This window comes from Desulfocurvus vexinensis DSM 17965 (assembly GCF_000519125.1).
GTDB lineage: Bacteria > Desulfobacterota > Desulfovibrionia > Desulfovibrionales > Desulfovibrionaceae > Desulfocurvus > Desulfocurvus vexinensis.
In genome coordinates, this window is record NZ_KI912582.1 from 25386 (window position 1) to 49409 (window position 24024).

Genomic DNA, 24024 nt, shown 5'->3' on the forward strand with positions numbered 1-24024 from the left:
GACGCCGCAACCGCAGCCGGATACGGAACGAGCGATGGCCGTGAACCCCCTGCATTTCACCCAGCCCGTGGCGGGCATCAGCGAAACACTGGACCGTTCGGGCGCCGGATTTGGCGGCGCCGGATTGCCCGGGGCCGGTGCCCAGGCCCTGCCTGGCGCGGCCCTGCGTTTTGCCGGGGCCCTGCGCCAGGCCCTGGAGAGCGGCGGGCCCGAGGCCCTGGACCAGATGGCCCAGGCGGGCATGGGCGCGCAGTTCATGACGCTCATGGAGGGCGGCGAGGGCGCCGGGCAGGCCCAGGGCCTTTCGGACATGCACGCGCTGCTCGACGCCCTGGAGGGCACGGGCCAGGGCGACGGCGCGGGCTTTGCGGGGCTTTCCGGCGGCACCGTTCCCGGCGGCAAAGGGGTGCAGGCCCTGATCCGCGCCCTGAGCGCGGGCGGGCTGTCGCCCGTGGCCGGAACCCAGGACGCGGCGGCGGCCCCCGGCCCCTGGGGCGCCCAGGGCCCGGAGCGCGCCGACGGTCTGCGCCGGGTGGGCGCCAGCCAGGGCCCGGCGGGCGGGCTGGCCCCCGGCGCCCGCGTGGGTGCGCCCGCCGCGCAGCCTGCGGCGGCATCCGAGGCCCCGGCCCGCGAGGCCGAAGCCGCGGGCGCGGCCCGTACCGCCAGGGCCCACCGGGCCTACGGCAAGGCCGCCGCGCCGGGCGCCTCGGGGGTGGACATCCTCGGGCTGCTCTCGGCCCGCTTCGAGTCGGGCGGCGACATCGGGGCCGTGGGCTACGACCGCGTGGGCGGCACCTCCTACGGCAGCTACCAGATTTCCTCGCGCGCCGGGACGTTCACGCGCTTCCTCGAATTCCTGGACAGCGCCGCGCCGGACATCGCCGGGCGCCTGCGCAAGGCCGGGCCCGCCAACACGGGCAGCACCCGGGGCGCCATGCCCGAGACCTGGAAGGCCGTGGCCCGCGAGGAGCCCGAGCGCTTCTCCCGCCTCCAGCACGAATTCATCAGCCAGACCCATTACCTGCCCGCCCTGCGCAAGATCACCGACCTGACGGGGGTGGACCTCTCCGGGCGCCACCAGGCCATCGCCCAGGTGCTGTGGAGCACCGCCGTGCAGCACGGGGCCAGCGGCTCGGCGCGCATCTTCTCCGCCGCCCTGGATGCCCTGGGCGGCATGGCCCAGGGGCCGGACTTCGAGCGCGGGCTGATCCGCGAGGTCTACGCCCGGCGCGCGGGCCGCTTCGGCTCGTCGGACGCCCGGGTCCAGGGCGCGGTGCAAAGCCGCTTCGCCCGCGAGATGGGCGCGGCCCTGTCCATGCTCGACGGCGCGGCCACCCTGGACCACAACGCCTGACCCCCGCCGGACGGCGGGACGGCCTCGCGGGCCGCGCCGGAACCTCCGGCGCGGCCCGCGCGCGTTGTGGGCCCCGGGGCTCAGGCCGCCGGGGGCTCGGGGTGCAGGGGCAGGCGGATGCGGAAGCGGGTGCCCTGGCCGGGCTCGCTGCGGACCTCAATGGTCCCGCCGTGGTTCTCGGTGATGATGAAGTAGGACACGGACAGCCCGAGCCCGGTGCCCACGCCCGGGGGCTTGGTGGTGAAGAAGGGCTCGAAGATGCGCCTGCGCGTGGCCTCGGGGATGCCCGGGCCGTTGTCGCCCAGCTCGATCACGGCATGGCCGCCCTCGCGGCGCAGGCCCAGGGTCAGGGTCGGGGCCTTGGCGCCCATGTCGGCGGCGGCCATGGCCTGGGCCGCGTTGCGCAGCAGGTTGAGCAGCACCTGTTCGATCTCGGACCCCACGCAGGGCACGGGCGGCACGTCGCTGGCGTAGTCGCGCACGATGACCACCTTGCGGAAATCGTAGCTCTTGGTCAGGTCGTATTCGTTGCCCGCCAGTTCGACGCTGCGGTCCAGGACGCGGGACAGATCCACAGGCCGCCTGCTGCCCGCCGAGCCGCGCGAGAATTCGAGCATGCTGCGGATGATCTCCGCCGCGCGCTGCCCGGCCTCGCGGATGGATTCGAGAATCTTGTCCACCTTGCGCAGCCGCAGGTAGGCCGCCAGGGCCGCCGGGGGGCACTGCGCCTCGGCCAGGGCCGCGCGGTTGACCTCCAGATCCGGGTCCAGGCGGCGCTGGAGGTTCTGGGCTCCGGTGAGCACCCCGGCCAGGGGGTTGTTCATCTCGTGGGCCATGCCCGCCGCCAGCCCGCCCACGGACATCATCTTTTCCGTCTGGACCATGACCTCTTCCATGCGCACGCGCGCGGTCACGTCGTCCAGACGGATCACGGCGCCCACGGCCCCGGCCTGGAGCAGGGGGAAGACGAGGATGTCCTCCTGGCGGGCCTGCCCGTCCTGGTGGAATATCTGCTTGTCCAGCCGCCGGGGGCGGCCTTCGTCCATGGCGCTGCGGATGTCGCCCAGGCGGTGGCGCAACCGGGGCAGGGCCTGGTCCACGGGCTGGCCGACCACCTGGGCGGCGGGAACGCCGGTGGTTTCGGCGGCGGTGCGGTTCCAGTGCGTGACCCGGCACTGGTGGTCCACGCCGATGACGATGGAAGGCATGGAGTCGAGGATGGCCCCGAAGGCGTCGTGGGCCCGGTGCAGTTCCTGCTCGGCGCGCACGCGCTCGGCCACCTCGGCGCTCAGGCGTGCGTTGGCCGCGTGCAGGGACCCGGCGCGTTCCTCCAGCTCCCCGGCGGCGCGGCGCAGGCTGCGGGCCATGTCGGCGAAGCTGCGCTCCAGCTCGCCCAGCTCGTCGGCGCGCCCCGAGGGCGGCGGCACCTGCTCCCAGTCGCCCGCGCCGATGGCCCGGGCCGCCCCCGACAGGCGCAGCACCGGATCGACCACCGAGCGCGACAGGCGCACGAAGACCAGCCAGCCCAGCAGCGAGACGGCCAGGAAGATGGTTCCGGCCTCCAGCAGGAAGGCGTTGCGCGTGCGGTACATCTCCCCGGTGCTCACCGAGACCAGCAGCAGCCAGTCCCAGTCGGGCAGGGTCTGGAAGTGGCCCACGCGGTGCTGGTCGTGCAGCACGCACTCCTGGAAGCCCCGGCCCTGGGCGAGCATTTTTTCCAGGCAGCGCGGGGCCAGGGGGGGCGCCCCGGGCGGGCCGTCGTGCAGCACGGGCCGCCCGTCCAGGGTCAGCACCGTCAGCTGCCCGAAGCGCGTGGGGGCCTCGGCGCGGAATTCGGCGAGCAGGTCGGCCTTGGCGCGCTCGATGTATTCCCGCACTCCGGACAGGCCCGTGGCCACGAGCACCTCGCGGGCCTGGGCCACCTGCCGGACGTAGGCGGCCAGTTCCGAGTCCAGGAGGTTGTGGTTCAGGTCCTGGGTCAGGCGCTCGATGGTCAGCACCGCCGCTGCGGTGGTGGCCAGGGCGATGGCCGCCACCAGGGCCAGCCCGGCCAGACGGACGCGCAGGCGCAGGGTCACGGGCTTTCCTGGCCGACGATGGTCGCCGTGCGCAGCAGCGACAGCGGCAGCACCAGCCCGGCGGTCCGGGCCAGGGTCAGGTTGACCAGGAGGTCCACCTGGCGGTTCTCCACCAGGGGGATGTCCGCCGGGCGCTCGCCGTCGAGCAGGCGCAGCGCCGTGGCGGCCATCCACTGGCCCTGCTCCTCGGGGCGCTTGGAGAAAGTGAACACGCTGTAGGGCGCGAGGTAGGCGTCGAAGCTGCCCGTGGGCACGGCGGTGTGCGCGGCCAGGAAGGTCCGGGCCTGGGCGTCGTCCCAGTCCGTGATGCCGCCGTTGCCGCCCAGGAGGATCATGTCCGCCTGCTCCTGGGCGCGCAGGAAGGCCGGGCCGAAGTCCTCGAAATGGCGCACGAGGAAGGGTGTCCAGCCCTGCGCCAGGCCCCGGGCCTTGTAGATGTCCAGGCTGCTGCGCTCGCTTTCGGTGTCCGCCGCGATGAAGGCTACCCGGGGGCCCTTGGCCAGGGGGCGCATCAGGTCCAGGGCCTCGCGCAGCAGGCTGACCTCGAGCATGCCCGTGACGTTGGGCCCGGGGTAGCCGTAGTGTGTGGCGTCCCAGTTCACGCCGCAGAAGACCACGGGCATGTCCCCGCCCAGCAGGAAAGGCACCACGAAGTGGCGTTGGGCGTTGTCGTCCGAGGCCATGACCACATGGGGCCGGAAGGCTTCCAGCTCCGCCCGGGCGCGCTCTCCGGCCCGGCGGGCGAACTCGGGGGAGTCGTTGCTCTTGGTGTCCATATGCACGACGCGCAGGTCCACGCCGGTGCCGTCCAGCACGCTTTCGACCCCGCGCACGATGCCGTCGGTCCAGGCGTAGCCCGTGGTGTAGGAGTCCACCCACAGGATGCGCTTGCCCGCGTAAGGCTCGTCGCGGGCCGGGGCCGGGGCGGCGGCCAGCAGGGTGGTGGCCAGCAGGGCCAGAGCCCCCAGGGTGCAGCGCACCGTGGCCACGGCTCCCGAGGGCGCGCGGCGGCGGGTGGTGTCGGACATGCGTGTCTCCCTTCCGGAGCGCAGCAGACTCCGGGACTTGATACTTTAACTCAGGACCAGGGGCCAGGGCAAGGAGAACCGGGGGAAAGGCGGCCGCGCTGACCCCGCCCCGCCCGCCGGACCGGGCACGGCGGGGGTTCATTTCCGGGGCCGGGTCATGTACAACCGGGCCTGGCCCACGCCAAGCACAACCGACCGGAGGACGGATGGACACCACCCATGGATTTTCGCTGCTGCGCGAGCAGGAGATCGCCGAGGCGGGCTGCACGGCCCGCCTGTACTGCCACGACAGGACCGGGGCCCAGCTCGTGTCCGTGGCCTGCCCCGACGAGAACAAGGTCTTCGGCGTGACCCTGCGCACCCCGCCCGCCGATTCCACGGGGGTGGCCCACATCCTGGAACACTCGGTGCTGTGCGGCTCGCGCCGCTACCCGGTGAAGGAGCCCTTCGTGGAACTGCTCAAGGGCTCGCTGCACACCTTCCTCAACGCCTTCACCTACCCGGACAAGACCTGCTACCCCGTGGCCAGCACCAATCTGGCCGATTTCCGCAACCTGGTGGACGTGTACCTGGACGCGGTGTTCCATCCGCTGATCAGCGAGGACATCTTCCGCCAGGAGGGCTGGCACTACGAGCTGGACGCCCCCGAAGGGCCGCTATCGCGCAAGGGCGTGGTCTACAACGAGATGAAGGGCGCGTATTCCTCACCCGACGGCGTGCTGCACGAGGCCTGCCAGCAGGCCCTGTTCCCCGACACGCCTTACGGCCTGGACTCGGGCGGCGACCCCGAGGCCATCCCCGGGCTGACCTACGAGGCGTTCAAGGCCTTCCACACGACCTACTACCACCCGGCCAACGCCCGCTTCTGGTTCTACGGCGACGACCCCGAGGCCGAGCGGCTGGAGCGCCTGGGCGCCTTCCTGGAGGAGTTCGGGCCCCTGGAGGTGGACTCGCGCATCCCCGCGCAGGCGCCGCTGCCCGCCCCGCGCCGGGTGGAGAAGCCCTTCGACGCTGGGGACGAGCCCAACGGCATGGTCACCCTGAACTGGCTGCTGCCCGAGGTCACGGACCGGCCCCTGGCCCTGGCCCTGGAAGTGCTCGAAGAGCTGCTCATCGGCCTGCCGTCCTCGCCGCTGCGCCGCGCGCTCATGGAATCCGGCCTGGGCGAGGATCTGGCAGGCACGGGCCTGGAAAACGAGCTGCGCCAGATGTTCTTCTCCACGGGCCTGCGGGGCGTGGACTTGCACGACGAGGACGCCGTGCAGGCGCTGGTGCTGGACACTCTGGAGCGCCTGGCCGCCGGGGGGCCGAGCCGCGAGATGGTCGAGGCCGCGCTGAACACCGTGGAATTCGACCTGCGCGAGAACAATACCGGGCGCTTCCCGCGCGGGCTGTCCATGATGCTGGCCAGCCTGACCAGCTGGCTCTACGACGCCGACCCCTTCGAGCCCCTGGCCTTCGAGACGCCGCTGGCGGCCCTCAAGGCGCGGCTGGACGCGGGCGAGCCCGTGTTCCAGGAGCTGATCCGCACCCATCTGCTGGACAACCCGCACCGGGTGACGGTGGTGCTGCGGCCCGACCCCGGCCTGGGCGCGGCCCGCGAGGCCCGCGAGGCCGCCGGGCTGGAGGCGGCTCTGGCCGGGATGGACGAGGCCGCCCGGGCCGGGGTCATGGCCCAGGCCCGCGAGCTGGCCCGGCTCCAGGAGGCCCCGGACAGCCCCGAGGCCCTGGCGACCATCCCGCGCCTGGATCTGGCGGACATCCCCCGCGAGGAGAGGCCCATTCCCACGCGCGCCGGGGCCACGGCGGCGGCCATGACCCGGCTGCACGACATCCCGGCCCGGGGCATCATCTACCTCGACGCCGGGCTGGACCTGGCCTGCGTGCCCCAGCACCTGCTGCCCCTGGTGCCGCTGTTCGGCCGCGCGCTGTTCGAGATGGGCACCGCGCGCGAGGACTTCGCGGAACTGTCCATGCGCATCGCGCGCAAGACCGGCGGCATGGGCCCCGAGGTTTTCACCTCCACGGCCCTGGACGCCGCCGCGCCCGTGGCCCGGCTGTTCCTGCACGGCAAGGCCACGGCGGCCAACGCCCCGGAAATGCTCGCCATCCTGCGCGACGTGCTGCTCACCGCGCGGTTCGACGACCGCGAGCGCTTCCGGCTCATGGTCGGCGAGGAGAAGGCGCGCATGGAGCAGTCCCTGGTGCCCTCGGGGCACATGGTGGTGCTCTCGCGGCTGCGGGCCCGGGCCAGCCTGGCGGGCTGGGCCGCCGAGCGCATGGGCGGGCTGGAGGCCCTGGAGGCCGTGCGGGCCCTGGCCCGCGAGGTGGACACGGACTGGCCCGGGGTGCTGGCCCGGCTGGAGGAGCTGCGCGGGGTTCTGGTGCGCGCGGGCAACCTGGTGCTCAACGCCACGGGCAGCGCGGCGGACCTGGCGGCCTTCGAGGGTCCGCTGGCGGAGTTCGCCGCCGCCCTGCCCGCCGGGGCGGCCCCGGCGGCGGCCTGGGCCCCGGCGCCCCTGCCCCCGCGCGAGGGGCTGACCATCCCGGCCCGCGTGAACTACGTGGGCAAGATCGTGCGCCTGGGCGAGGCGGGCTGGCGCTTCCACGGCGCGCAACTGGCGGCGGTGAAGTACGCGCGCATGGGCTACCTGTGGGAGAAGGTCCGCGTGCGCGGCGGGGCCTACGGCGCCTTCTGCGTGCTGGACCGCTTCGCGGGCACCCTGGCGTTTGCCTCCTACCGCGACCCGGCCCTGGCGGGCACCCTGGCGGCCTTCGACGGCGCCGGGGCGTTCTTCCGGGGGCTGGACCTGTCCGCCGACGAGCTGGCCAAGGCCGTCATCGGCGCCGTGGGCGACATGGACACCTACCTGCTGCCCGACGCCCAGGGCCTGACCGCGCTGCTGCGCGAGCTGACCGGCGACACCCCCGCGCGGCGCCAGGCCATGCGCGAGGAGCTGCTGGGCGCCACCCAGGCCGACTTCCGGGCCTTCGGTGAGTGCCTGGAAGGGCTCATGGCGGGGGGCGAGGTGGTGGTGCTGGGCGCGGCGGAGGCCATCGGGGCCTCGGGCCTGGACTTCAGCGTGACCCGGGTGCTCTAGGCTCCCGCTCTCCCTGCGGAAAACGCAACGGCAAAAGGCCCGTGCGCACTCCGGTGCGCGCGGGCCTTTCCCTTCCGCCGCGCGGCCTCAGCCCTGCTGCTGGGACTGGAGCAGGGTCAGCTCGGCCTGCTTGGAGGCCAGTTCGGCCTGCTTGGCCTCGAGCTGCTCCTTGGCCTCGGGGTCCTTGGCGGCCTTGGCCTGCAACTCCTGGATCTCCTGCTCAAGCTCCTCGATTTCTTCTTCCAGCTCGTCGATCTGGTCGCTGCTGTCGGAGGAGCCCGAGCCCTGGGCGCCGCCGCCCCCGCCCGCTCCGGCCACGGCAGCCCCGCCGCCGGAGGCCGGGCCCTGGCCGGTGGTCTGGCCCTGGGCCTGCCCGCCGGATTCCACGGCCCGGGTCTGGGCCAGGGCGCGGGCCTCGGCGGAGATTTCCACGCTGTCTCCCGTGGCCGTCGTGGTGCCCGCCTGTTCCCTGTTTCCTGCGGCCAGCCGCTCGGCGTACTGCTGCCGGACCTGTTCCAACTGTTCCGGGGTCAGGGCGTAGCCCTGATCCGTGGTCCCGATGCCGTCCACCATGGTGATATCCTCCTGTTGAGGTCCCCCGATGGCATATTCTTCCCATCGGCCGAAACGCGGAGGACTTGAGTGCAAATTTCGTGCGTCAGCCCGCCGCGCCCTCCAGGAGCACGGCGCGCACGGGGCTGGCCTCCACCCCGGGCAGGTGCAGGGGCAGGCAGACCAGCAGGTGGCGGCCCGGGGGCGCCGCGGCCAGGGCCAGCCATTCCATGACCAGCACCCCGGCGCGCATCAGGGTTTCGTGGGCGGGCACGGGGCCGCCGTAGGGGTCCACCGAGGGCGCGTCGATGCCCACCAGGGAGGCCCCGGCGTCCACGCAGGCCCGGGCGGCCTCGGGGGAGAGGGCCGTGAAGTCCGTGCGCATGGCGCCCGAGGCGTCGGCGAGCCCGCGCGCGGAGTTGTCCGTGCGCACCAGCAGCGCCTCGCCGGGGCGCAGGCCGCTGCGGCGCACGGCCTCGGCCCCCGCCAGGGGCCCGGGCCCGGCGTCCACCACCACGGCGGGCAGGATGAAGCGCTCCAGGCCGAAGGCGTCGAGCAGCGGCGCGCTGGGCAGGATATGCCCGGGGGCGTCGATGTGCGTGCCCGCGTGGGCGCTCATGGTCAGCACCGAGGTGTGCCAGCCCGAGGTGGCGAAGGTGTGCGCGGGGCGCACTTCCAGGGGCGGATCGCCGGGCCAGGCCGGGGCCTGGGTGCCGATGGCCAGGGAGATGTCGATGATGCGCGCGGCGGTGAACACAGGGCCCTCCGGGGGTTCGCCTTGACAGAACGGCGCGGGACTGAATACATGCCAAAAAAGTCACGTCAGCGAGAGAGATGTCATGAAGGAGCCGCAGGCGGTTTTCACCGAGTTCCTGACCAGGAAGAATCTCAAGATGACGCCGCAGCGCCGGCTCATCCTGGACGTGTTCCTGGCCGAGGACGGCCATCTCGCGTCCGAGGATCTCTACAACAGGGTCAAGGCCCAGGACAAGTCCATCGGGCAGGCCACGGTCTACCGGACCCTCAAGCTGCTCTCCGAGTCCGGCCTGGCCAAGGAGGTCCACTTCGGCGACGGCGTGACGCGCTACGAAAAGAAGTACGGCAGCGCCCACCACGACCACATCCTGTGCGAGCGCTGCGGCGCGACCCTGGAGGTCGTGGACGAGCATATCGAGCGCCTCCAGGAGGAGCTGGCCAAGGCCCACGGCTTCGTGCTCACCGGGCACAAGATGTACCTCTACGGCATCTGCGCCAAATGCCGGGGCAAGGTGGACTGACCCGTCCGGCACCCCCGCCCGGCAAAACAACGGCGCCCCCGCAAGGGGGCGCCGTTGTTTTTGCGGGCCGCCCCGCGCGCGGGGGCGGCGGGCTCAGGCGCCTTCGGGGCAGGTCTTGGCGGAGTCGGGCAGCACGCGGGGCAGGCGGATGGTGAAGGTCGAGCCCTGGCCGGGTGCGGAGTCCACGCTGATGGACCCGCCGTGCTGGCGGATGGTCTTGTCGGAGACGAACAGGCCCAGGCCCGTGCCCTTGCAGCCCTTGGACGAGAAGAACAGCGTGAACATGCGCTCGCGGGTTTCGCGGTCGATGCCCGTGCCGTTGTCGGCCACGGTGAAGGTCAGGGCGCTCTCGTCGGCGCGCACGCCGAAGGTCACGGCGTGGGCGGGCTTGGCCGTGTCGTCCACGCAGGCGTCCACGGCGTTTTCCAGCAGGTTGACCAGGGCGGCGCTGAGCATGGTCGCATCGGCCTCGAAGTGGCCCAGGTCGCCGGGGGGCAGGCTGCGCACGAAGGCCACCCCGCCCCTCTGGGCCTTGGGCTCCACCAGCCGGGCCACGCTCTCGAAGAAGGCGCCCAGGTCCGTTGCGGCCCAGTTCAGCTCGCGGTGCTTGGCGTAGTGCAGCATCTGCAGGACCATGGCGCGGATGCGGCTGACCATGTCCTTGACCGTGCCCCAGCCGGACTGCACGCGCGCGGGGTCGTCGTTCTTGAAGCCGGACTCCACGCGGTAGACCCCGCCGTCCAGGGCCGTGAGCATGCCCTTGATGCCGTGGGACATGGAGCCGATCATCAGGCCCAGGGAGGCCAGGTGGTCCTGGAGCTCGCGCAGCTGGGTGATGTCCGTGGCCATTTCCATGACCTCGGTCACGGCGCCGGAGGCGTCGCGGATGGGCGCGGTCCACAGCAGCACGTTGTAGGGCTTGCCCGTGCGCGAGGTGACCACGGTCTCCCACTGGTGGCTCTGGCCGGTCTCGAAGGTCCGGGCCACGGGGCATTTGTCGCAGGGCTCGTCGCGGTGGGCGTAGACGGCGTGGCAGCGCACGCCCTCGCCCGGGGCGCCGAAATGCTCCTTGAACAGGCGGTTGGCGGCGGTGATGCGGAACTGGCGGTCCTGCACGGAGATGAAGCAGGGCGCCTCGTCGAAGAGCAGCTGGTACTTGGCCTGGGTGCTGCGCAGCTCCTCCTGCAGGCGGCTGATGGCCGTCAGGTCGGCGGTGATTTCCAGCACCAGCTCCACCTCGCCGTCGCTGCCGCGGATGGGCGCGGTGTGCACCAGCACGGGGATGCGCTCGCCCTGGGCCGTGCGCACGGTCATCTCCATGCGCTGGGCCGCGCCGGAGCGGAAGGTGCGCCCCACGGGGCAGTCGCGCGGCTCCGCGTCCGCGTAGACCTCCCAGCTGCCGCGCCCGGCCATTTCGCCCAGGCGCGCGCGGTAGAGCGCGTTGGCGGAGACGACTTCCATGTACTGGTTGTGGATGGAAATGAAGCAGGGCAGGTCGGAGAGGGTGGCCGCGCTGTCCTCGATGTCCCCGGCGATGTCGCGGATGGCGCCCGACAGGCTTTCCACCACCTGGCCCACGGCGGCCTGGCGCTCGAGCTGGACGATGCGCTGGCTTTTCTCCTCCACCAGGCGTTCCAGGTTCTCGGTGTGGCGGCGCAGCTCGGCGCGCATGGCGATCTTCTCGCTCACGCGGGCCAGGGCCATTTCCAGGACTTCGTTGTTGATGGGCTTGGTCACGAAATCGGCGGCCTGGAACTTGAGGCTCTTGATGGCCAGGTCCATGTCCGCGTGGCCGGAGATCATGATCACTTCGGTGTCGGGGCTCTGCTCCTTGATGCGGCGCAGGAGCGCGATGCCGTCCATGCCGGGCATCTTGATGTCCGTGAGCACGATGGGCGGGCGGTGGGCGGCGAAGACCTCCAGAGCCTGGCGCCCGTCGGCGGCGGTGAGCACCTCGTAGCCCAGGTCGGCCAGGGAGATGCCCAGGAAGGTGCGGATGCCGTCCTCGTCGTCAACCAGAAGCAGCGTGGTGCCCATGATGCCCGCCCGGGTCGGAGCCGGGGGGCGGCGGGCCCGGGGGCCCGCCGCGCCCGGCGTTGCTAGCCGATGGTGTCCTTGACGATGCCCAGCACCTGGGCGGGATCGAAGGGCTTGTTGATGGTAGCCACGGCCTTCTTGATGGCCAGGTGGATGCCCGACAGGCCGCTGATGACGATGACCGGGGTGTCCTTGAAGGCGGGCATCTGGGTCATCTTGCGGTAGAAGCGCGGGCCCCATTCCTTGGGCATTTCCAGGTCCAGGGTCACCAGGTCGGGGGCCTCGGCCTCCAGCAGCTTCAGGGCCTGGTCGCCGTCGAAGGCCGAGCAGGTGTCGTAGCCGTTGTCCTTGAAGAGCGTGACGAGGTAGTCAACGATGTCGCGGTCGTCGTCCACGACCATGATCTTCTTGGCCATTGCTGTTCCTCCCGTGTGTGCCGGATGATCCGGCGCGGCCCGGCCCGGGGGCGGGCCCGTTGTGCGCGGCGTATATGGGTTGCGCTAGCGGCCCAGGACGGAGCCGACGATGCCCAGCAGTTCCTCGGGATCGAAGGGCTTGGTCAGGGCGGCCACGGCCTTGGGGATGGCGTACTTGTTGCCAGCCAGGCCGCTGACCACGACCACCGGAATCCTTTTGAGTTCCGGGTCCTGGGAGAGCTTGCGGTAGAAGCGCGGGCCCCACTCCTCGGGCATCTCGATGTCCAGGGTGATGAGGTCGGGGCGCTCGGCCTTCACCACGTCCAGAGCCTTGGCGCCATCGGAGGCGGAGCAGGTCTGGTAGCCGTTGTCGGTGAAGATGTCGGTCAGGTAGGTGACGATGTTCGGATCGTCGTCCACGATCATGATCTTGGCCATGTCGGGTTTTCCTCCATGGGGGGTATGGCCCTGCGGCCCGCGCCAGGGGCGGGCCGCAGGGCTCCTGCTGTTTCGCGTGGGGCTATATCTTGTCCGGGTGGTTCACGCTCACCACCGGGCAGTTGGCGCGCAGGATGACCTGCTCCATGGTGCTGCCGATGCGCGCGGCCTCGAGGTCGGGGTCGCTGGCATGGTGGGCCAGCACGATGAGGTCGGCCAGGCGCTCGCGCGCGAACTTGACGATTTCCACGTAGGGCGTGCCTTCCCAGACCTCGACCTGCCACTTCTTGAAGCCTTCGGGCATGCGCGCGCCGTAGGTGGCGTACATGCGCTTTCTGGCCTCGATGAGCCGGGCCTCGATCTCGTCCTGGTCCATGTCGCGGCCCATGCCGCCCTTTTCGATGTCCAGGGTGTGGAAGAGGTGCAGCTCGGCGTCCAGCTCCTGGGCGACCTTGGAGGCGAAGGCAAAGGCCGACTCGGCGGGCTTGGAGAAGTCCGTGGCGAAGACGATGCTGCCGATGCCGCCCCAGTAGGAGGCGTGGGGCCGGTGGACCGAGAGCACGGGGCAGCGGGCGGCCTTGGCCACGCGCTGCAGGGTGCTGCCGGCCATGCCCCGGCGGTAGAACTTGCCTTCCTCGCCCTTGGTGCTGGCGCCCATGATGATCAGGTCCGCCCCGCTGGAGCGGGCCTGGCGCAGGATCTCGCGGTGCGGGTAGCCGGTGACGATGGACACGGTGCAGGCCGCGGCGCAGCCCGCGAGCTGCCGCTCGTAGTAGCTCTTGAGTTCGTCGCCGATGCAGGAGAGGTAGTTCTCGTCAACGCTGACCTCCTCCCCGGTGCGCACGTCCTTGACCACCTGGCTGTAGGCCCTGGTGGGCACGCCGGTGACGTGCAGCAGTTCCAGGGCCGCCTGGTAGCGGCCCGCCAGGTCGAAGGCGACCCGGGCGGCGTCGTCGCTGGCGGGAGAGCCCGACGTGGCGAACAGTATCTTCTTGAACATATCCCACCTCACACGTTGGGGTGAGGGCCGGGGCGCTGCCCCGGCCCGGACCGTCGTTTCCCTCGGGCCCCTATTCTTCCTCTTCCGCAGGCCGCAGATGCTCGGGGATCACGACCATCTTGAGGAGCAGCGGCTTGAGGAAGGTCCAGCGGATGCCGATCTCGAACTCTTCCTCCAGGTCGCGGATGGCGTCCCAGCAGTTGTGGCAGGGGGCGATGACCAGCTTGCAGCCCGTGGCCAGGATCTGGTCGCGCTTGGTCTTGAGGGCCTTGTTGCGCTGGGCGCGGTAGCGCCCCACGCCGTTGAACCCGCCGCCGCCGCCGCAACAGTAGTTGTAGTCCTTGTTGGGCGCCATTTCCACGAAGTATCCGGGCTCCACGATGTAGCTGATGATCTCGCGGGTGATCTCGGACAGGCCGTAGTTGCGCACGTAGTTGCAGGAGTCCTGCAGGGTCACGGGCTCCTTGATGCGCTTGGCGGGGTCGATCTTGAGCTTGCCGGTGCGCAGGGCCTCGGCCACCCATTCCACGTAGTGGATGTAGGGCGCCGGGGGCTTGCCGTCGGGCCGCCCGCACCAGTAGGGCCCCTCGATGACCGAGGCGCGGTGGGCGTGGCCGCATTCGGTGCCCACCACCCGCTTGGGCTTCAGGCGCTCGATGGCGTCGTAGACGTTTTGGACCTGCATCTTGCAGGCCTCCCAGTCGCCAGCGAACATGCACAGGGCGGTTTGCTCCCAGCCGCTGCTGGGCACGGTCCAGTTCTCCCCGGCGATGTGGAAGAGGATGGCGGCCTCGGCCACGTCCTCGGGGTAGTGCTTGGGCTCGCGGGCGTTGCAGGTGTACATGATATCGGCGTTTTCCACGTCCACGGGGATGGTCAGGCCGGGGTATTCCTCTTCGTTCTCCTCGGCCATCCACTCGCAGGTTTCGACCCAATCCTCTTCGGTCACGTCCATCTGCGCGCGGTAGACGCGGTGCATGCCCGAGCCGATCTTGAGCTCCCACGGCACGAAGCCCTGGGAGTAGAGCAGGCCGCGCGTGTAGGAGATCATCTGGCCCATGTCGATGCCGTGCGGGCAGTACTGGGCGCAGCGCGAGCAGCAGGTGCAGCGCGACCAGCAGACTTCCATGGCGTGCAGCATGAACTTGGTGTCCACGTTGCCGTTCTTGCGGACGATCTCGCCCAGGGTGGTCTGCACCTTGTAGGACGGCACCTGCTCGGGGTTGCGGTCGTTGACGCGGTACAGGAAGCAGCTGTCGGCGCACAGGCCGCAGCGGGCGCAGATGTCCAGCCAGGTGCGCAGGCGCGACTTGCAGGTGGCGTCCAGGCGCTTCTTGAGCGCCTCGGTATCGACCTCAAGCTCTTCCATTTCCTTGTAGTAGTTCGTCCCCCTGGTGTCGGAGAGCAGATGCAGGATGTCCTCCTCCGTCTGCAGGGGGCGTCTGAAGCAGTATTTCCCTTCAGGCATGGTATCTCCTTGCCCCGTGGGCATGGATGGCGTTGCTTACCAGACGATGCCCCGGCCACGCTCGCCGCCGCGCTTGATGCCGAAGTCCATTCCCAGCTGGGCCCGGGAGCAGAAGTACAGCACCATGTGCGAGAGCTTGGTGAACGGGATGGCCAGGAGCATCAGGTGGCCGGTGACGAGGTGGGCCAGCAGCCAGCCCTCGGCGCCCGGCAGGTCCATGCGGCAGGCCAGCCCGGTGACGAAGGGCGCCATGGTGATGGCCAGCAGCAGGTAGTCGTAGCCCGTGGTGATGATGCGCACCTCGGGCAGGGCCAGGCGGCGGATGACGAGCCCCGCGCCGGCCACGAGCATGGCGATGGTCAACCCGTCGGCCAGCCCGGCGGGCATGGACGGCCAGGCAATGCCCAGGCGCTGTTTGGCCACCACGGCGTGGGCCTCCAGGAACAGGGGCACGAAGACGATGCCGATGTGGAACGCGAAGAACAGGATGGTCATGCCGGGCTTTTCGCGCCAGCTCCGGCTGCCGAAGGGCACCAGCCAATAGAAGACGGACTTCAGGGCGTGTCTGGCGCCCAGGGCGAAGTGGGGTCGGTAGGCCACTCGGTCGAGCTGCCAGGACAGGCCGCGCACGTATCGCACGACGCGCCAGATGCAGCCGACGATGAAGACCGTGAACGTCACCCACAGCATGGGTCCGGTCAGGAATTCATACATATTGAGACTCCTTCGATGATGGCGGGTTGGGGTCGCACCGGGCTAGTACATGCGCTGCTTTTCGTCGCGCGCGGTGAGGAAGCGCCAGAAGCCCAGCGCGGCCACCAGGCCCAGGCCCATGAGCGTGTACGTCCAGCCCTTGGAGTAGATCATGAAGTCAAGCAGGGTGTGGAATGCGTGTTCCATGACGGTCTCTCCTTAGTGCTCGCCCTTGTACTGGGGGTGCTCGTAGAACACGGGCATGCGGGTCACGATGAAGCGGTAGGCGATGAGGCCCACGGTGACCACGAACACCGACACGCCGATCTCCATGATGGAGGGGAAGTAGCGCTCGGCGGAGGGCAGCTGCCAGTTGAAGGCCACCAGGCTCACGTTGAAGCGGTTGAGCACGATGCCAAGCACCGTCCACACCGCCGTGGCCTTGATGAGCCCGATGTTCCGGTCGCGGTAGCCGATGGCGTAGGCCAGGCAGGGCAGGGCCACGAAGCCCACCAGCTCCACCAGGAACCACACGCCCCAGCCCGTGCCCAGGTAGGCCCACTTGTCCTCCAGGGCCAGGCCCAGCACCTTGATGGCCAGGTAGCCGAACATGATCCAGGAGCAGGCCTTGGCGAAGCCCAGGGCCACGCCGTCGGCTTCCTGCTTGTGGGCGGTGTCCATCAGGTGATGGAAGTTCCTGTGGGCCAGGGAGCTCTCGAAGAGCACCATGGACATGCCCGCGAACATGGAGCTGATGAAGAAGTACAGCGGCAGGTAGGTCGAGTACCACAGCGGGTGCAGCTTGTTGGGGGCGATGAGGAACAGCGCGCCCAGCGAGCTCTGGTGCATGGTGGAGAGCACAACGCCCATGATGGTCAGGGCGATGGTCCAGCCGTGGATGATGTTGCGCAGCTTCTTCAGGCCCAGCCATTCGAAGGCCATGGGGGTGAACTCGATGGCCAGCACCGAGAGGTAGATGAACACGCAAAGGCCCACTTCGAACAGCAGGGACGAGGTGCCCTGGGAGACGAAGACGGGGTAGGGCAGGCGCCAGGGGCGGCCCACGTCGTAGTGCAGGGCGAAGACCACCAGCGCGTAGCCCAGAAACGCCGTGAGGATGGCCGGGCGCACGGCGCTGTGGAAGCGCTTGATCCCGAACAGGTAGCAGGCGGCGGTGGTGGTGTAGCCTCCGGCTGCCAGGGCGACGCCGCACAGCAGGTCGAAGGAGATCCAGATGCCCCAGGGGTTGTTGTGGTCGAGGTTGGTCACTGCGCCCAGCCCGCCGGTGAAGCGCAGCCAGGTCAGCACCAGGCCGATGATGACGATGATGCCGGACACGATGGTGAACGGCGTCAGCGCGGAGCGGCCCGCAGCGTTGGTTTCGGCGTTCATCAGGACTGCGCCTCCTCTTCGGAATCCGTGCCCTTGGCCTGCATGGCCTGCTCCACGGCGTTCTTGACTTCGACCTCGATGCGCCGCCTGTTGGCGACCTCGGCCTTTTCCAGCTCGGCGGCCAGCTTGGCCTCGGCCTGCTCGGCGGCCTTCTTGAGGGCGGCGGCCACGGCGGCCTCCTTCTCCTGCTTCTCCTGCTTCTCGCGCTTCTTGGAGATGGCGTAGACGCCGGTGAGCAGGATGGGCCACAGGCCGGTGACCACAGGCACGGCGGCCAGGGCCCCGGAGGTCAGCTCGGGGGCGCTGGTGGTGCCCAGGTCGCCGGGCAGGCCCAGCTCCGTGAAGGGCACCCCGGAGATGTACAGCCAGTTGGTGCCGCCCATCTCGCGCTCGCCGTAGATGTGGTCCACGTAGCGGTCGGGGAAGTTGCGGATGCGCTGGCGCGCCACGTCGAGGAGCTCCTTGCGGGTGCCGAAGGTCAGGGCGCCCTTGGGGCAGATCTCGACGCAGCCGGGCAGCTTGCCCTCCAGGATGCGCGGGTGGCACATGGTGCACTTCATCACGCGCGGGGACAGGGCCTCGTCGTACTCGTAGGCCGGGACGCTCCAGGCGCAGGCGATCATGCAGTAGCGGCACCCCACGCACAGGGTCGGGTCGTAGACCACGGCGCCCTCGGGGGTCTTGATGAAGGCCTTGACGAAGCAGGCCGAGGCGCAGGCGGGCTCCTGGCAGTGGTTGCACTGCTGCTTGCGGAAGGCCACGCCGGGGCGCGAGGTCTGGTACTGGTTGACGACGGTGTAGTCCTTCTCGGTGGTGCGGCGCTTGGCCTCGAGCACGGTCAGGTCGTCGAAGGGCTTCTCGGGCCGGGGCAGCTCGTTGACCACGTTGCAGGCCTCCTCGCACTTGCGGCACCCGATGCAGAGCGTGGCGTCGAACAGGACGCCTTTGGCTCCGGGGTGTCCCTCGAAGTGGTGGTTGCCCGCAGCGTGCGCCGCCTGGCCCGTGGCGGCCACAACGGAGGTTGCGCCGAGCAGGCCGAGAAACGTTCTGCGATTAATGGACATATGCGATTCCTCTGGGTTGGCTGCGGTTCCCTACTTCTTCCGTTCCTTGTGGCAGTCGGCGCAGGCGGTGGCCGCGGGCTTTTCGAGGCCCATGGACTGGTGGCAGCCGATGCACTGCTGGTGGAACGCGGTCATCAGACCGGGCCTGGCGTCGGTTCCGGTGCCGGGGGTGGCGGCGTGGCAGCTCGCGCAGCGCGGCGGGGTGGCCGAGGCCGGGCTGTTGTGGTGGCAGCCCTGGCAGAAGGTGCCCTGCTCGCGGTGGAACCGTGCGGCCATGGGGCTGTCCCCGATGAGCTTGAGCATGGTCTGCGCGATCTTGCGGTGCGGGAACTCGGCGGGCTCGTACTTGTCGGCCAGGTCGCCGATGGCCACGGTCTCGGGAATCTCGTCCAGATTGTAGGTGCCCACGGGCTTACGGGCCGAGATGGCGGCCTGGGCCAGGGCGGTCTTGTCCTGGTCGGTCAGGGCCGTGGCGGCCTCGGGGCTTGCGGGCTCCAGGGCCTTGTCGTGGCACGAGGCGCAGCTGGCCTGGCTCGCGCGGGCGGAGGGCATGAGGTTGTGGCACCCGGCGCACTCGGGCGCGGTGGTGCGCTGGGCGTGGCAGCCCACGCAGCTTTCCTGGGCCGAGACCTTGTGCATGGCCTGCTCCAGGGTCACGAAGCCGCCCTTCTCGTTGCCCGCGCGGGTGTGGCACTCGGCGGAGCAGGAGGCGATCTTTTCGTGGTGGCAGCTGCGGCAGTCCTTGACGTAGCCCTCGTGGGACTTGTGGTCGAAGGCCACGGGGCTCATCAGGCCCTTGACGGGCCGGGCGCCTTTTTCGGGCGCGGCGGGCAGGCCCATGAGCACGGCGTCGGCCTGGCCGCGCTCCAGGCGGGGCACGTCGGGCACGACCTTCACGGCGGCCTGGGCCTGGGCGGTGTGGCAACCCTGGCAGGTCGCGGGGCCGGAGTCGGCGCCCTTGGCGGCAACCTGCACGTGGCAGGACACGCAGGCCAGGTGCGCGGCGTCGCGCAGGGCGCGCACATCGCCATCGGGCCCGGCGACGGCCAGGGGGCCGTGGCAGGCGGCGCAGGAATCTTCCTTGTTCTTGGCGTAGACCAGCTTCTTGGTGGCCTGGTCATATTCGTGGTGGCAGGCCGCGCAGGTGCGGTCCTCGGCGTCGCGGGCCACGGACTTGGAGTCCAGGTGGCGGAAGTGCAGCGACTTGTCCATGCCGATGGGCGTCCAGGCCGAGGTGTCGGCCGGGGCGGTGGAGTGGCAGCTGCGGCAGGCCACATCCGTGGGGCCCGTGGGCTGGCCCTGGGCGGCCAGGTCCTTGTGGCAGCCGATGCAGTTGTCGTGGTAGACGGCCTTGACGGTGGCGGCATCGGTGTCCGCAAGGCGCTTGAATTTGAGCACCAACCGGTCCTTGTCGGACTCGTGGCAGGTGGTGCAGTCGGTCTTGCCGAGCTTGGCAAGGGCCTCGGTGTGCTGGTCGTGCCGGAAAGCGACCGGCGCTTCCTCGAGCGCTCCGAACGCCGCAAGCGAGTCGATCATCAGGATGTCGGCCCGCCCGTCGCCGCCGCTGGGGGGTGTCGGCACCACGCCCACGGCCTCGATGGCGTATGCGGAAAGCGCTGCGAGAACGGCGACGACCCCGGCCCATCGCGCCAGGAATCTTCCCTTCTTCATGCTGTCCCTCGTTCCTTTGGCTGAAATGAATGTCCACGGCCAATGCAACGCATCGCATCCGCAGTTCGCATCCTCCGGCCATCCAGGCGGCCCCGGGCGCCCATGCGCCCCGGGTCGTCTTCCCACCAGCCGACGGTGAGCGGTCTGTGGCTGCTCCCTTTCCGGTTCTGGCGTACGAGGCGGTATCCCGGCATCCTGAATTGCCCCTCAGGGGTGCCGAAATAATGCGGAAATCCGGTAAGTTACGCCATTCCAGGAAAAAGTCTCCCTGGAGAGTATAGAATGGGAATATACCCGTCAAGTAGGGAATTTGCGATTGGATGACGAAATGTGAAAAAAAGAATTATTGAGGATGGTTGGAAAAAATCCGCCCCCCGGCGTGCCGGGGGGCGGATGCTGATTGTGCGCTCAAACCGGGCCGGAGCAGGGGCCTGCGGCGTCCTTGAAGCGGCAGCCCGGCCTGGGGCAGGCGCGGGCTTCGGCCACCAGTTCGGAGAAGGAGATGGAGTCCAGCTTCTCGAACATGGCCTGGCTGGCCTCGTGCCAGACGCGCAGGGTGACGCAGCGCTCGTCGCTGGTCACGGCTGCGCCCGGGCCGAGGAATTCCTCGAGCTGGGCCTGGCCTTCCAGCGCCCGCACGATGTCGCCCACGGATATTTCCGCCAGCGGGCGGGTGATCAGGTGTCCGCCCCGGGGGCCGCGCTTGCTCTTGATGAACTTGGCGTCCTTGAGGGTCCGGATGAGTTTTTCAAGGTATTTGACGGAGATGCCCTGGCGCCGCGAGATGTCGCCAATGCGTACCGGACCGTCATCGCCGTGCAGGGCGATGTCCAGGAACATCTTGGCGCCATAGCGGCTTTTGGTGGTCAAACGCATGGAGGTGTCCCTGATTGGACGGCACACGGAGGCGTTTTGCGCGCCAGGGGCGGGCGCGCAAGGGTGGGGGGATGGAACGCCGTGCCGCGTTATAAAACTCTACGGCGTAGGTATGGAATAATTTCCCGCACGTCAAGTGCGGAGAATCCATCCGGTGCAGGTCTGGAATTTCCCGGGCGTGGCGGGGCAGTCGGAGCGCAGGTGGAGATATGGCGGAGAGCAGTCGAAGCGCGGGGGCGGAGAGCAGGGCGGCCCTGGAATGTGCCAGCCCCCCCCCCCGGCGTGCGGAGTCCCGGGGGGCGGCGCCCCGGCAGCGCCTGTTTGCTAGGGGTGGCGGAAGGTGGCGGCCATGTCCCGGGCGGTGCGGCACTCGGAATCGGGCACGTCGGGGAACAGGTCGGGCAGCAGGCCGAGCATGTTGTTCTGGCGCAGCTCCTGGACCAGCTCGGCGAAGGTGATGGTTTCCAGCTTCTCGAACATGGCGTTGGCCGCGGCCTTCCAGACGCGCCGGGTCAGGCACATGGGCTCGTTGACGCAGCAGTGGCTGTCGGAGGAGCATTCCACGAGCATGGTGTCGCCTTCGAGGATGCGCACCAGGGCGCCCACGGTGATCTGCTCCAGGGGCTTGGCGGGCAGGTGCCCGCCCTTGGGCCCGCGCTTGGACTCGATGAAACCGCCGTCCTTGAGCAGGCGCACGAGCTTTTCCAGATACTTGAGCGACAGGCCCTGGCGTTCGGCCACGTCCTGGATGCGCACAGGGCCGTCGTCGGCGTGCAGGGCGATGTCGAGCATCATGCGAGTGCCATACCGGCTGCGGGTGGAAATCCGCATCGCGTACAATCCGTCCAGGTGTGGGTTTGGGGCAGGTGGCAGCCGCGACGAACGCCGCAACTTTCTCTTCTTCCGGCGCAACCATACGCAGGGGAACGCTTTTCCGTCAAGGGGGGGGCGCCATGGCGTACGGGCCCGCTCCAGGGGCGCACCCCTCTTGGCTTTGGGCGCGCGAGCCGCGACCGCCGCGTGCCCGGGCGCCGGGATTCGGGCTCTGCGCGCCTGAAGAAGGGCGTCCGCAGCCGCCGCTCGCCCGGGGCGCGCGGCCTGCTGCGGGCCCCGGCCCGCCCCCGGGTGCCCGGTGGCGGTCAGCCCTGCTCTGCGGGCTCCTCGGGCGCCGGGGGGAACTCCACGCGGAAGCACGCCCCGCCCCCGGGCACGGACCCGGCGTGGATGGTGCCGCCGTAGTCCTTGACGATGCCGTAGCTGATGGACAGCCCCAGGCCGGTGCCCTTGCCCACCTCCTTGGTGGTGAAGAAGGGCTCGAAGATCTTCTCGGCAACGGCCGGGGGGATGCCCGCGCCGGTGTCCTCGATCTCCATGACCACGCGCCCGTCGCGCACCAGGGTGCGCAGGCGGACCTCGTCGGGAGCTGCGGCCTGGGCGTCGTCTTCGCCGTCCCCGGGCAGGGGGGCGTCCTCGCCAGCCGTGGCGCGTTTTTCCTCGATGGCGTCGCGGGCGTTGATGAGCAGGTTGATGACCACCTGCTCCAGGCGGTTGGGCTCGGCCAGCACGGGGGGCAGGCTCTCGGCCAGCTCCCAGCGCGGGGCGATGCCGCGCACCTTGAACTGCTGGTCGAAGATGTCGAAGGCCTTGCGCAGCACGGCGTCCAGGTGCACGCGCTCGAGCCGCAGGCCGGGCTTGCGCCCGAACTCGCGCATGTGCTCGATGATGCGCGCCGCGCGCTCCACGTTCTGGTCGATGCCCTCGGCCATGAGTATGAAGGTCTTCTCGTCCACGGGCTCCTTCCTGCCCAGCTTGCGCATGAAGAAGCCGGAGATGGTGCGGATGACCGACAGGGGCTGGTTCAGCTCGTGGGCCACGCCGGTGCTCATCTCGCCCAGGGTGGCCATCTTGCTGGCCTGGATGAGCTGCTGCTCGGTTTCCAGGCGGTGGGTGATGTCGCGCGAGATGGCCAGCAGCACGGGCCGCTCGGCGTATTCCGAGGCCGCCAGGCTCAGGTCCACATAGATGGGCTGGCCGCCGCTGGTCTTGTGGCGCACCTGGTTCATGGCGCCCTCGCTGCGGATGCGCGCGGCGTGCTCCGCCGGGTCGCCGCCCGCGAACAGCGCCAGGAACCAGGTGCCCAGCAGCTGTTCGCGGGTGTAGCCGTACACGGGCAGCACGGCGTCGTTGCAGTCCAGGATGTCCAGGGTCTGGCGGTCGAGCACGAAGACCGGGTTGGGGATCTGGTTGAAGATGGCGTGGTACTTTTGCTCGGAGCGTTCGAGCTTCTCCTCCAGCAGCTTGCGCTGGGTGATGTCCAGGCACATTTCCATGGCCGCCACGACCTCGCCGCGCTCGTTGCGGATGGGCTTGGTGTGCACCAGCCAGTAGGCCCGGGAGCCGTCCTTGTTGAGCCCGGCCTCTTCGCTGAAGTGCGGCCTGCCGGTGCGGAAGGTCTTCTCCACCGGGCAGTTCTCGCAGCGCTCGTCGCGGCCCTTGTAGGCGTGGTAGCAGTAGTCGCCGTCCTGGGGCGCGAAGCGCTCGGCGAACTCGCGGTTGTATTGCAGCAGGCGGTAGTTGCGGTCCTGCACGGTGATCAGGCAGGGCACGGCCTCGAACAGGCCCTGGTATTCGTCGCGCTGGCGGTTCAGTTCGGCCTGCTTGGCGGTGATGTCGCGGCCCATGCGGTTGATGGCCGCCACGAGCTGGCCCATCTCGTCGGCTTCGTCCAGGTCGTCCATGGGGATCTGCTCGCCGCGCGCGATGCGCCGCGTGCCCTGGATGAGCGCCAGCACGGGCTCCTTCACGAAGCGCAGCACGAAGAGCAGGATGATGTAGGTGGTGAACAGGAAGACCAGGGCCGCCAGGGCGATGGAGTTGCGCTGGTAGCCCGCCAGGCTGGCGTCGGCCTCGCGCAGGGAGATGACCATGTCCAGGGCGCCGAGCACGGTCTTGTCCGGCGGGTGGAAGTGGCAGGGCGGGCCGGAGCAGGAGGGCTCGTTGTGGATGGGCGTGAGGATGCCCAGCATGCGCGAGCCCGAGGGCGCGGTGAACACGCGGGTGCGCTGGTCCAGCGGCACGCTGGTGCGCGGCGGGTCCTCGCGGTGGCACACATCGCAGGCTTCGGCCTTGATGTTGGTGGTCTGGCCGACCTCGCTGTAGAGGCTGGAGAACTGGATGGTGCCGTGCTTGTCGTAGATGCGCACGGCCTCCACGTCGCTCTGGCGCCCGACGTTGCGGATGATCTGGCGCAGGTCGTCGCGCGAGTTGTGGAGCATGGCGTAGTGCGAGGCCAGGCGGATGGTGTTGGACAGCCTGTCCGCGCCGGTGACCATGTGGGCCATGGTCGTCTGCTGGTGGTGGTGCATGTTGAACCACGTCCAGCCCGCCACCCCCGCGAGCAGGGTCAGGCTGACCGAGGCGAAGATCTTGGTCAGCAGGCTGTGGCGCAGCCCGGCGGTGCGTCCGGTCATGGGGGGTCCTCCCGCGCCTGTGCGCGTCAGCCGATTCCATACCCCAGGGGTGGGTTTCTGGCAACAGGCGAAGCCGGGCGAAGCCGGGCGAAGCCGGGCGGGAGGGGGA

The 24024-nt window shown here is 69.8% G+C and carries 20 protein-coding genes; 3 read left to right on the forward strand and 17 right to left on the reverse strand.

The genetic code is table 11. The features are described 5' to 3' along the window. Nucleotides 1-40 precede the first annotated feature (40 nt). A complete protein-coding gene (locus G495_RS20625) occupies nt 41-1354 on the forward strand; it encodes a VgrG-related protein (RefSeq protein WP_169734402.1) in 1314 nt (437 codons plus the stop codon). An 80-nt stretch (nt 1355-1434) separates the two neighbouring features. Here the strand turns inward: G495_RS20625 and G495_RS22110 are convergent, their stop codons facing one another. Beyond that, nucleotides 1435-3432 carry an ATP-binding protein gene (locus G495_RS22110; protein ID WP_051445423.1) on the reverse strand — a complete coding sequence of 666 codons (1998 nt, stop codon included), beginning with the start codon at nt 3430-3432 and terminating at the stop codon, nt 1435-1437. Next, nucleotides 3429-4460, reverse strand: coding sequence for an ABC transporter substrate-binding protein (locus tag G495_RS22115; protein ID WP_051445424.1), 1032 nt, complete (start codon nt 4458-4460; stop codon nt 3429-3431). The genes G495_RS22110 and G495_RS22115 overlap by 4 nt, the downstream gene beginning before the upstream one ends. Before the next feature lie 206 nt (nt 4461-4666). Here G495_RS22115 and G495_RS0114730 point away from each other — a divergent pair, with 206 nt between their 5' ends. Next, nucleotides 4667-7561 carry an insulinase family protein gene (locus G495_RS0114730; protein ID WP_028588391.1) on the forward strand — a complete coding sequence of 965 codons (2895 nt, stop codon included), beginning with the start codon at nt 4667-4669 and terminating at the stop codon, nt 7559-7561. 87 nt (nt 7562-7648) lie between these two features. Here the strand turns inward: G495_RS0114730 and G495_RS19560 are convergent, their stop codons facing one another. Together G495_RS19560 and G495_RS0114740 are read right to left on the reverse strand one after the other, a co-directional pair. Continuing rightward, entirely contained in the window at nt 7649-8134 is a 486-nt protein-coding gene (locus tag G495_RS19560; RefSeq protein ID WP_051445425.1) for a hypothetical protein, read from the reverse strand. An 85-nt stretch (nt 8135-8219) separates the two neighbouring features. Continuing rightward, complete coding sequence (locus G495_RS0114740) at nt 8220-8870, reverse strand: cyclase family protein (RefSeq protein WP_028588392.1); 651 nt, start codon at nt 8868-8870, stop codon at nt 8220-8222. Nucleotides 8871-8952: 82 nt separating this feature from the next. Here G495_RS0114740 and G495_RS0114745 point away from each other — a divergent pair, with 82 nt between their 5' ends. Then, on the forward strand, nt 8953-9390 hold the full coding sequence (locus G495_RS0114745; RefSeq protein ID WP_028588393.1) for a Fur family transcriptional regulator: 438 nt from the start codon (nt 8953-8955) through the stop codon (nt 9388-9390). A 93-nt stretch (nt 9391-9483) separates the two neighbouring features. On the opposite strand, the gene G495_RS0114750 is transcribed toward G495_RS0114745, so the two are convergent. The 13 genes from G495_RS0114750 to G495_RS0114810 form a co-directional block, all read right to left on the reverse strand. Next, nucleotides 9484-11427, reverse strand: coding sequence for a response regulator (locus G495_RS0114750; RefSeq protein ID WP_028588394.1), 1944 nt, complete (start codon nt 11425-11427; stop codon nt 9484-9486). Nucleotides 11428-11489: 62 nt separating this feature from the next. Next, nucleotides 11490-11843, reverse strand: coding sequence for a DVU0259 family response regulator domain-containing protein (gene divK, locus G495_RS0114755; protein ID WP_028588395.1), 354 nt, complete (start codon nt 11841-11843; stop codon nt 11490-11492). Between the two features lie 84 nt (nt 11844-11927). Next, nucleotides 11928-12281: a DVU0259 family response regulator domain-containing protein gene (divK, locus tag G495_RS0114760; protein ID WP_028588396.1), complete on the reverse strand. Its 354-nt coding sequence runs from the start codon at nt 12279-12281 to the stop codon at nt 11928-11930. Between the two features lie 82 nt (nt 12282-12363). Continuing rightward, on the reverse strand, nt 12364-13281 hold the full coding sequence (locus G495_RS0114765) for a universal stress protein (protein ID WP_028588397.1): 918 nt from the start codon (nt 13279-13281) through the stop codon (nt 12364-12366). 70 nt (nt 13282-13351) lie between these two features. Next, nucleotides 13352-14749 carry a sulfate respiration complex iron-sulfur protein HmcF gene (gene hmcF / locus G495_RS0114770; protein WP_028588398.1) on the reverse strand — a complete coding sequence of 466 codons (1398 nt, stop codon included), beginning with the start codon at nt 14747-14749 and terminating at the stop codon, nt 13352-13354. A gap of 36 nt (nt 14750-14785) precedes the next feature. Then, nucleotides 14786-15463 carry a sulfate respiration complex protein HmcE gene (gene hmcE, locus G495_RS0114775; RefSeq protein WP_028588399.1) on the reverse strand — a complete coding sequence of 226 codons (678 nt, stop codon included), beginning with the start codon at nt 15461-15463 and terminating at the stop codon, nt 14786-14788. 42 nt (nt 15464-15505) lie between these two features. Next, nucleotides 15506-15649, reverse strand: a complete 144-nt coding sequence (gene hmcD, locus G495_RS22120) for a sulfate respiration complex protein HmcD (RefSeq protein ID WP_169734403.1) — start codon at nt 15647-15649, stop codon at nt 15506-15508. A 12-nt stretch (nt 15650-15661) separates the two neighbouring features. Beyond that, nucleotides 15662-16834, reverse strand: a complete 1173-nt coding sequence (hmcC, locus tag G495_RS0114785) for a sulfate respiration complex protein HmcC (RefSeq protein WP_028588400.1) — start codon at nt 16832-16834, stop codon at nt 15662-15664. Continuing rightward, nucleotides 16834-17892 carry a sulfate respiration complex iron-sulfur protein HmcB gene (gene hmcB, locus G495_RS0114790; protein ID WP_028588401.1) on the reverse strand — a complete coding sequence of 353 codons (1059 nt, stop codon included), beginning with the start codon at nt 17890-17892 and terminating at the stop codon, nt 16834-16836. The genes hmcC and hmcB overlap by 1 nt, the downstream gene beginning before the upstream one ends. A 36-nt stretch (nt 17893-17928) precedes the next feature. After that, on the reverse strand, nt 17929-19569 hold the full coding sequence (gene hmcA, locus G495_RS0114795; protein ID WP_028588402.1) for a sulfate respiration complex hexadecaheme cytochrome HmcA: 1641 nt from the start codon (nt 19567-19569) through the stop codon (nt 17929-17931). Nucleotides 19570-19977: 408 nt separating this feature from the next. Further along, the gene (locus G495_RS19565) at nt 19978-20445 is read right to left on the reverse strand and encodes an RrF2 family transcriptional regulator (RefSeq protein WP_051445426.1); all 468 of its coding nucleotides are present in this window, start codon (nt 20443-20445) and stop codon (nt 19978-19980) included. Nucleotides 20446-20769: 324 nt separating this feature from the next. After that, nucleotides 20770-21276: an RrF2 family transcriptional regulator gene (locus G495_RS19570; RefSeq protein ID WP_084458348.1), complete on the reverse strand. Its 507-nt coding sequence runs from the start codon at nt 21274-21276 to the stop codon at nt 20770-20772. A 308-nt stretch (nt 21277-21584) separates the two neighbouring features. After that, nucleotides 21585-23915: a PAS domain-containing sensor histidine kinase gene (locus G495_RS0114810; protein WP_028588403.1), complete on the reverse strand. Its 2331-nt coding sequence runs from the start codon at nt 23913-23915 to the stop codon at nt 21585-21587. Between the last annotated feature and the right edge of the window lie 109 nt (nt 23916-24024).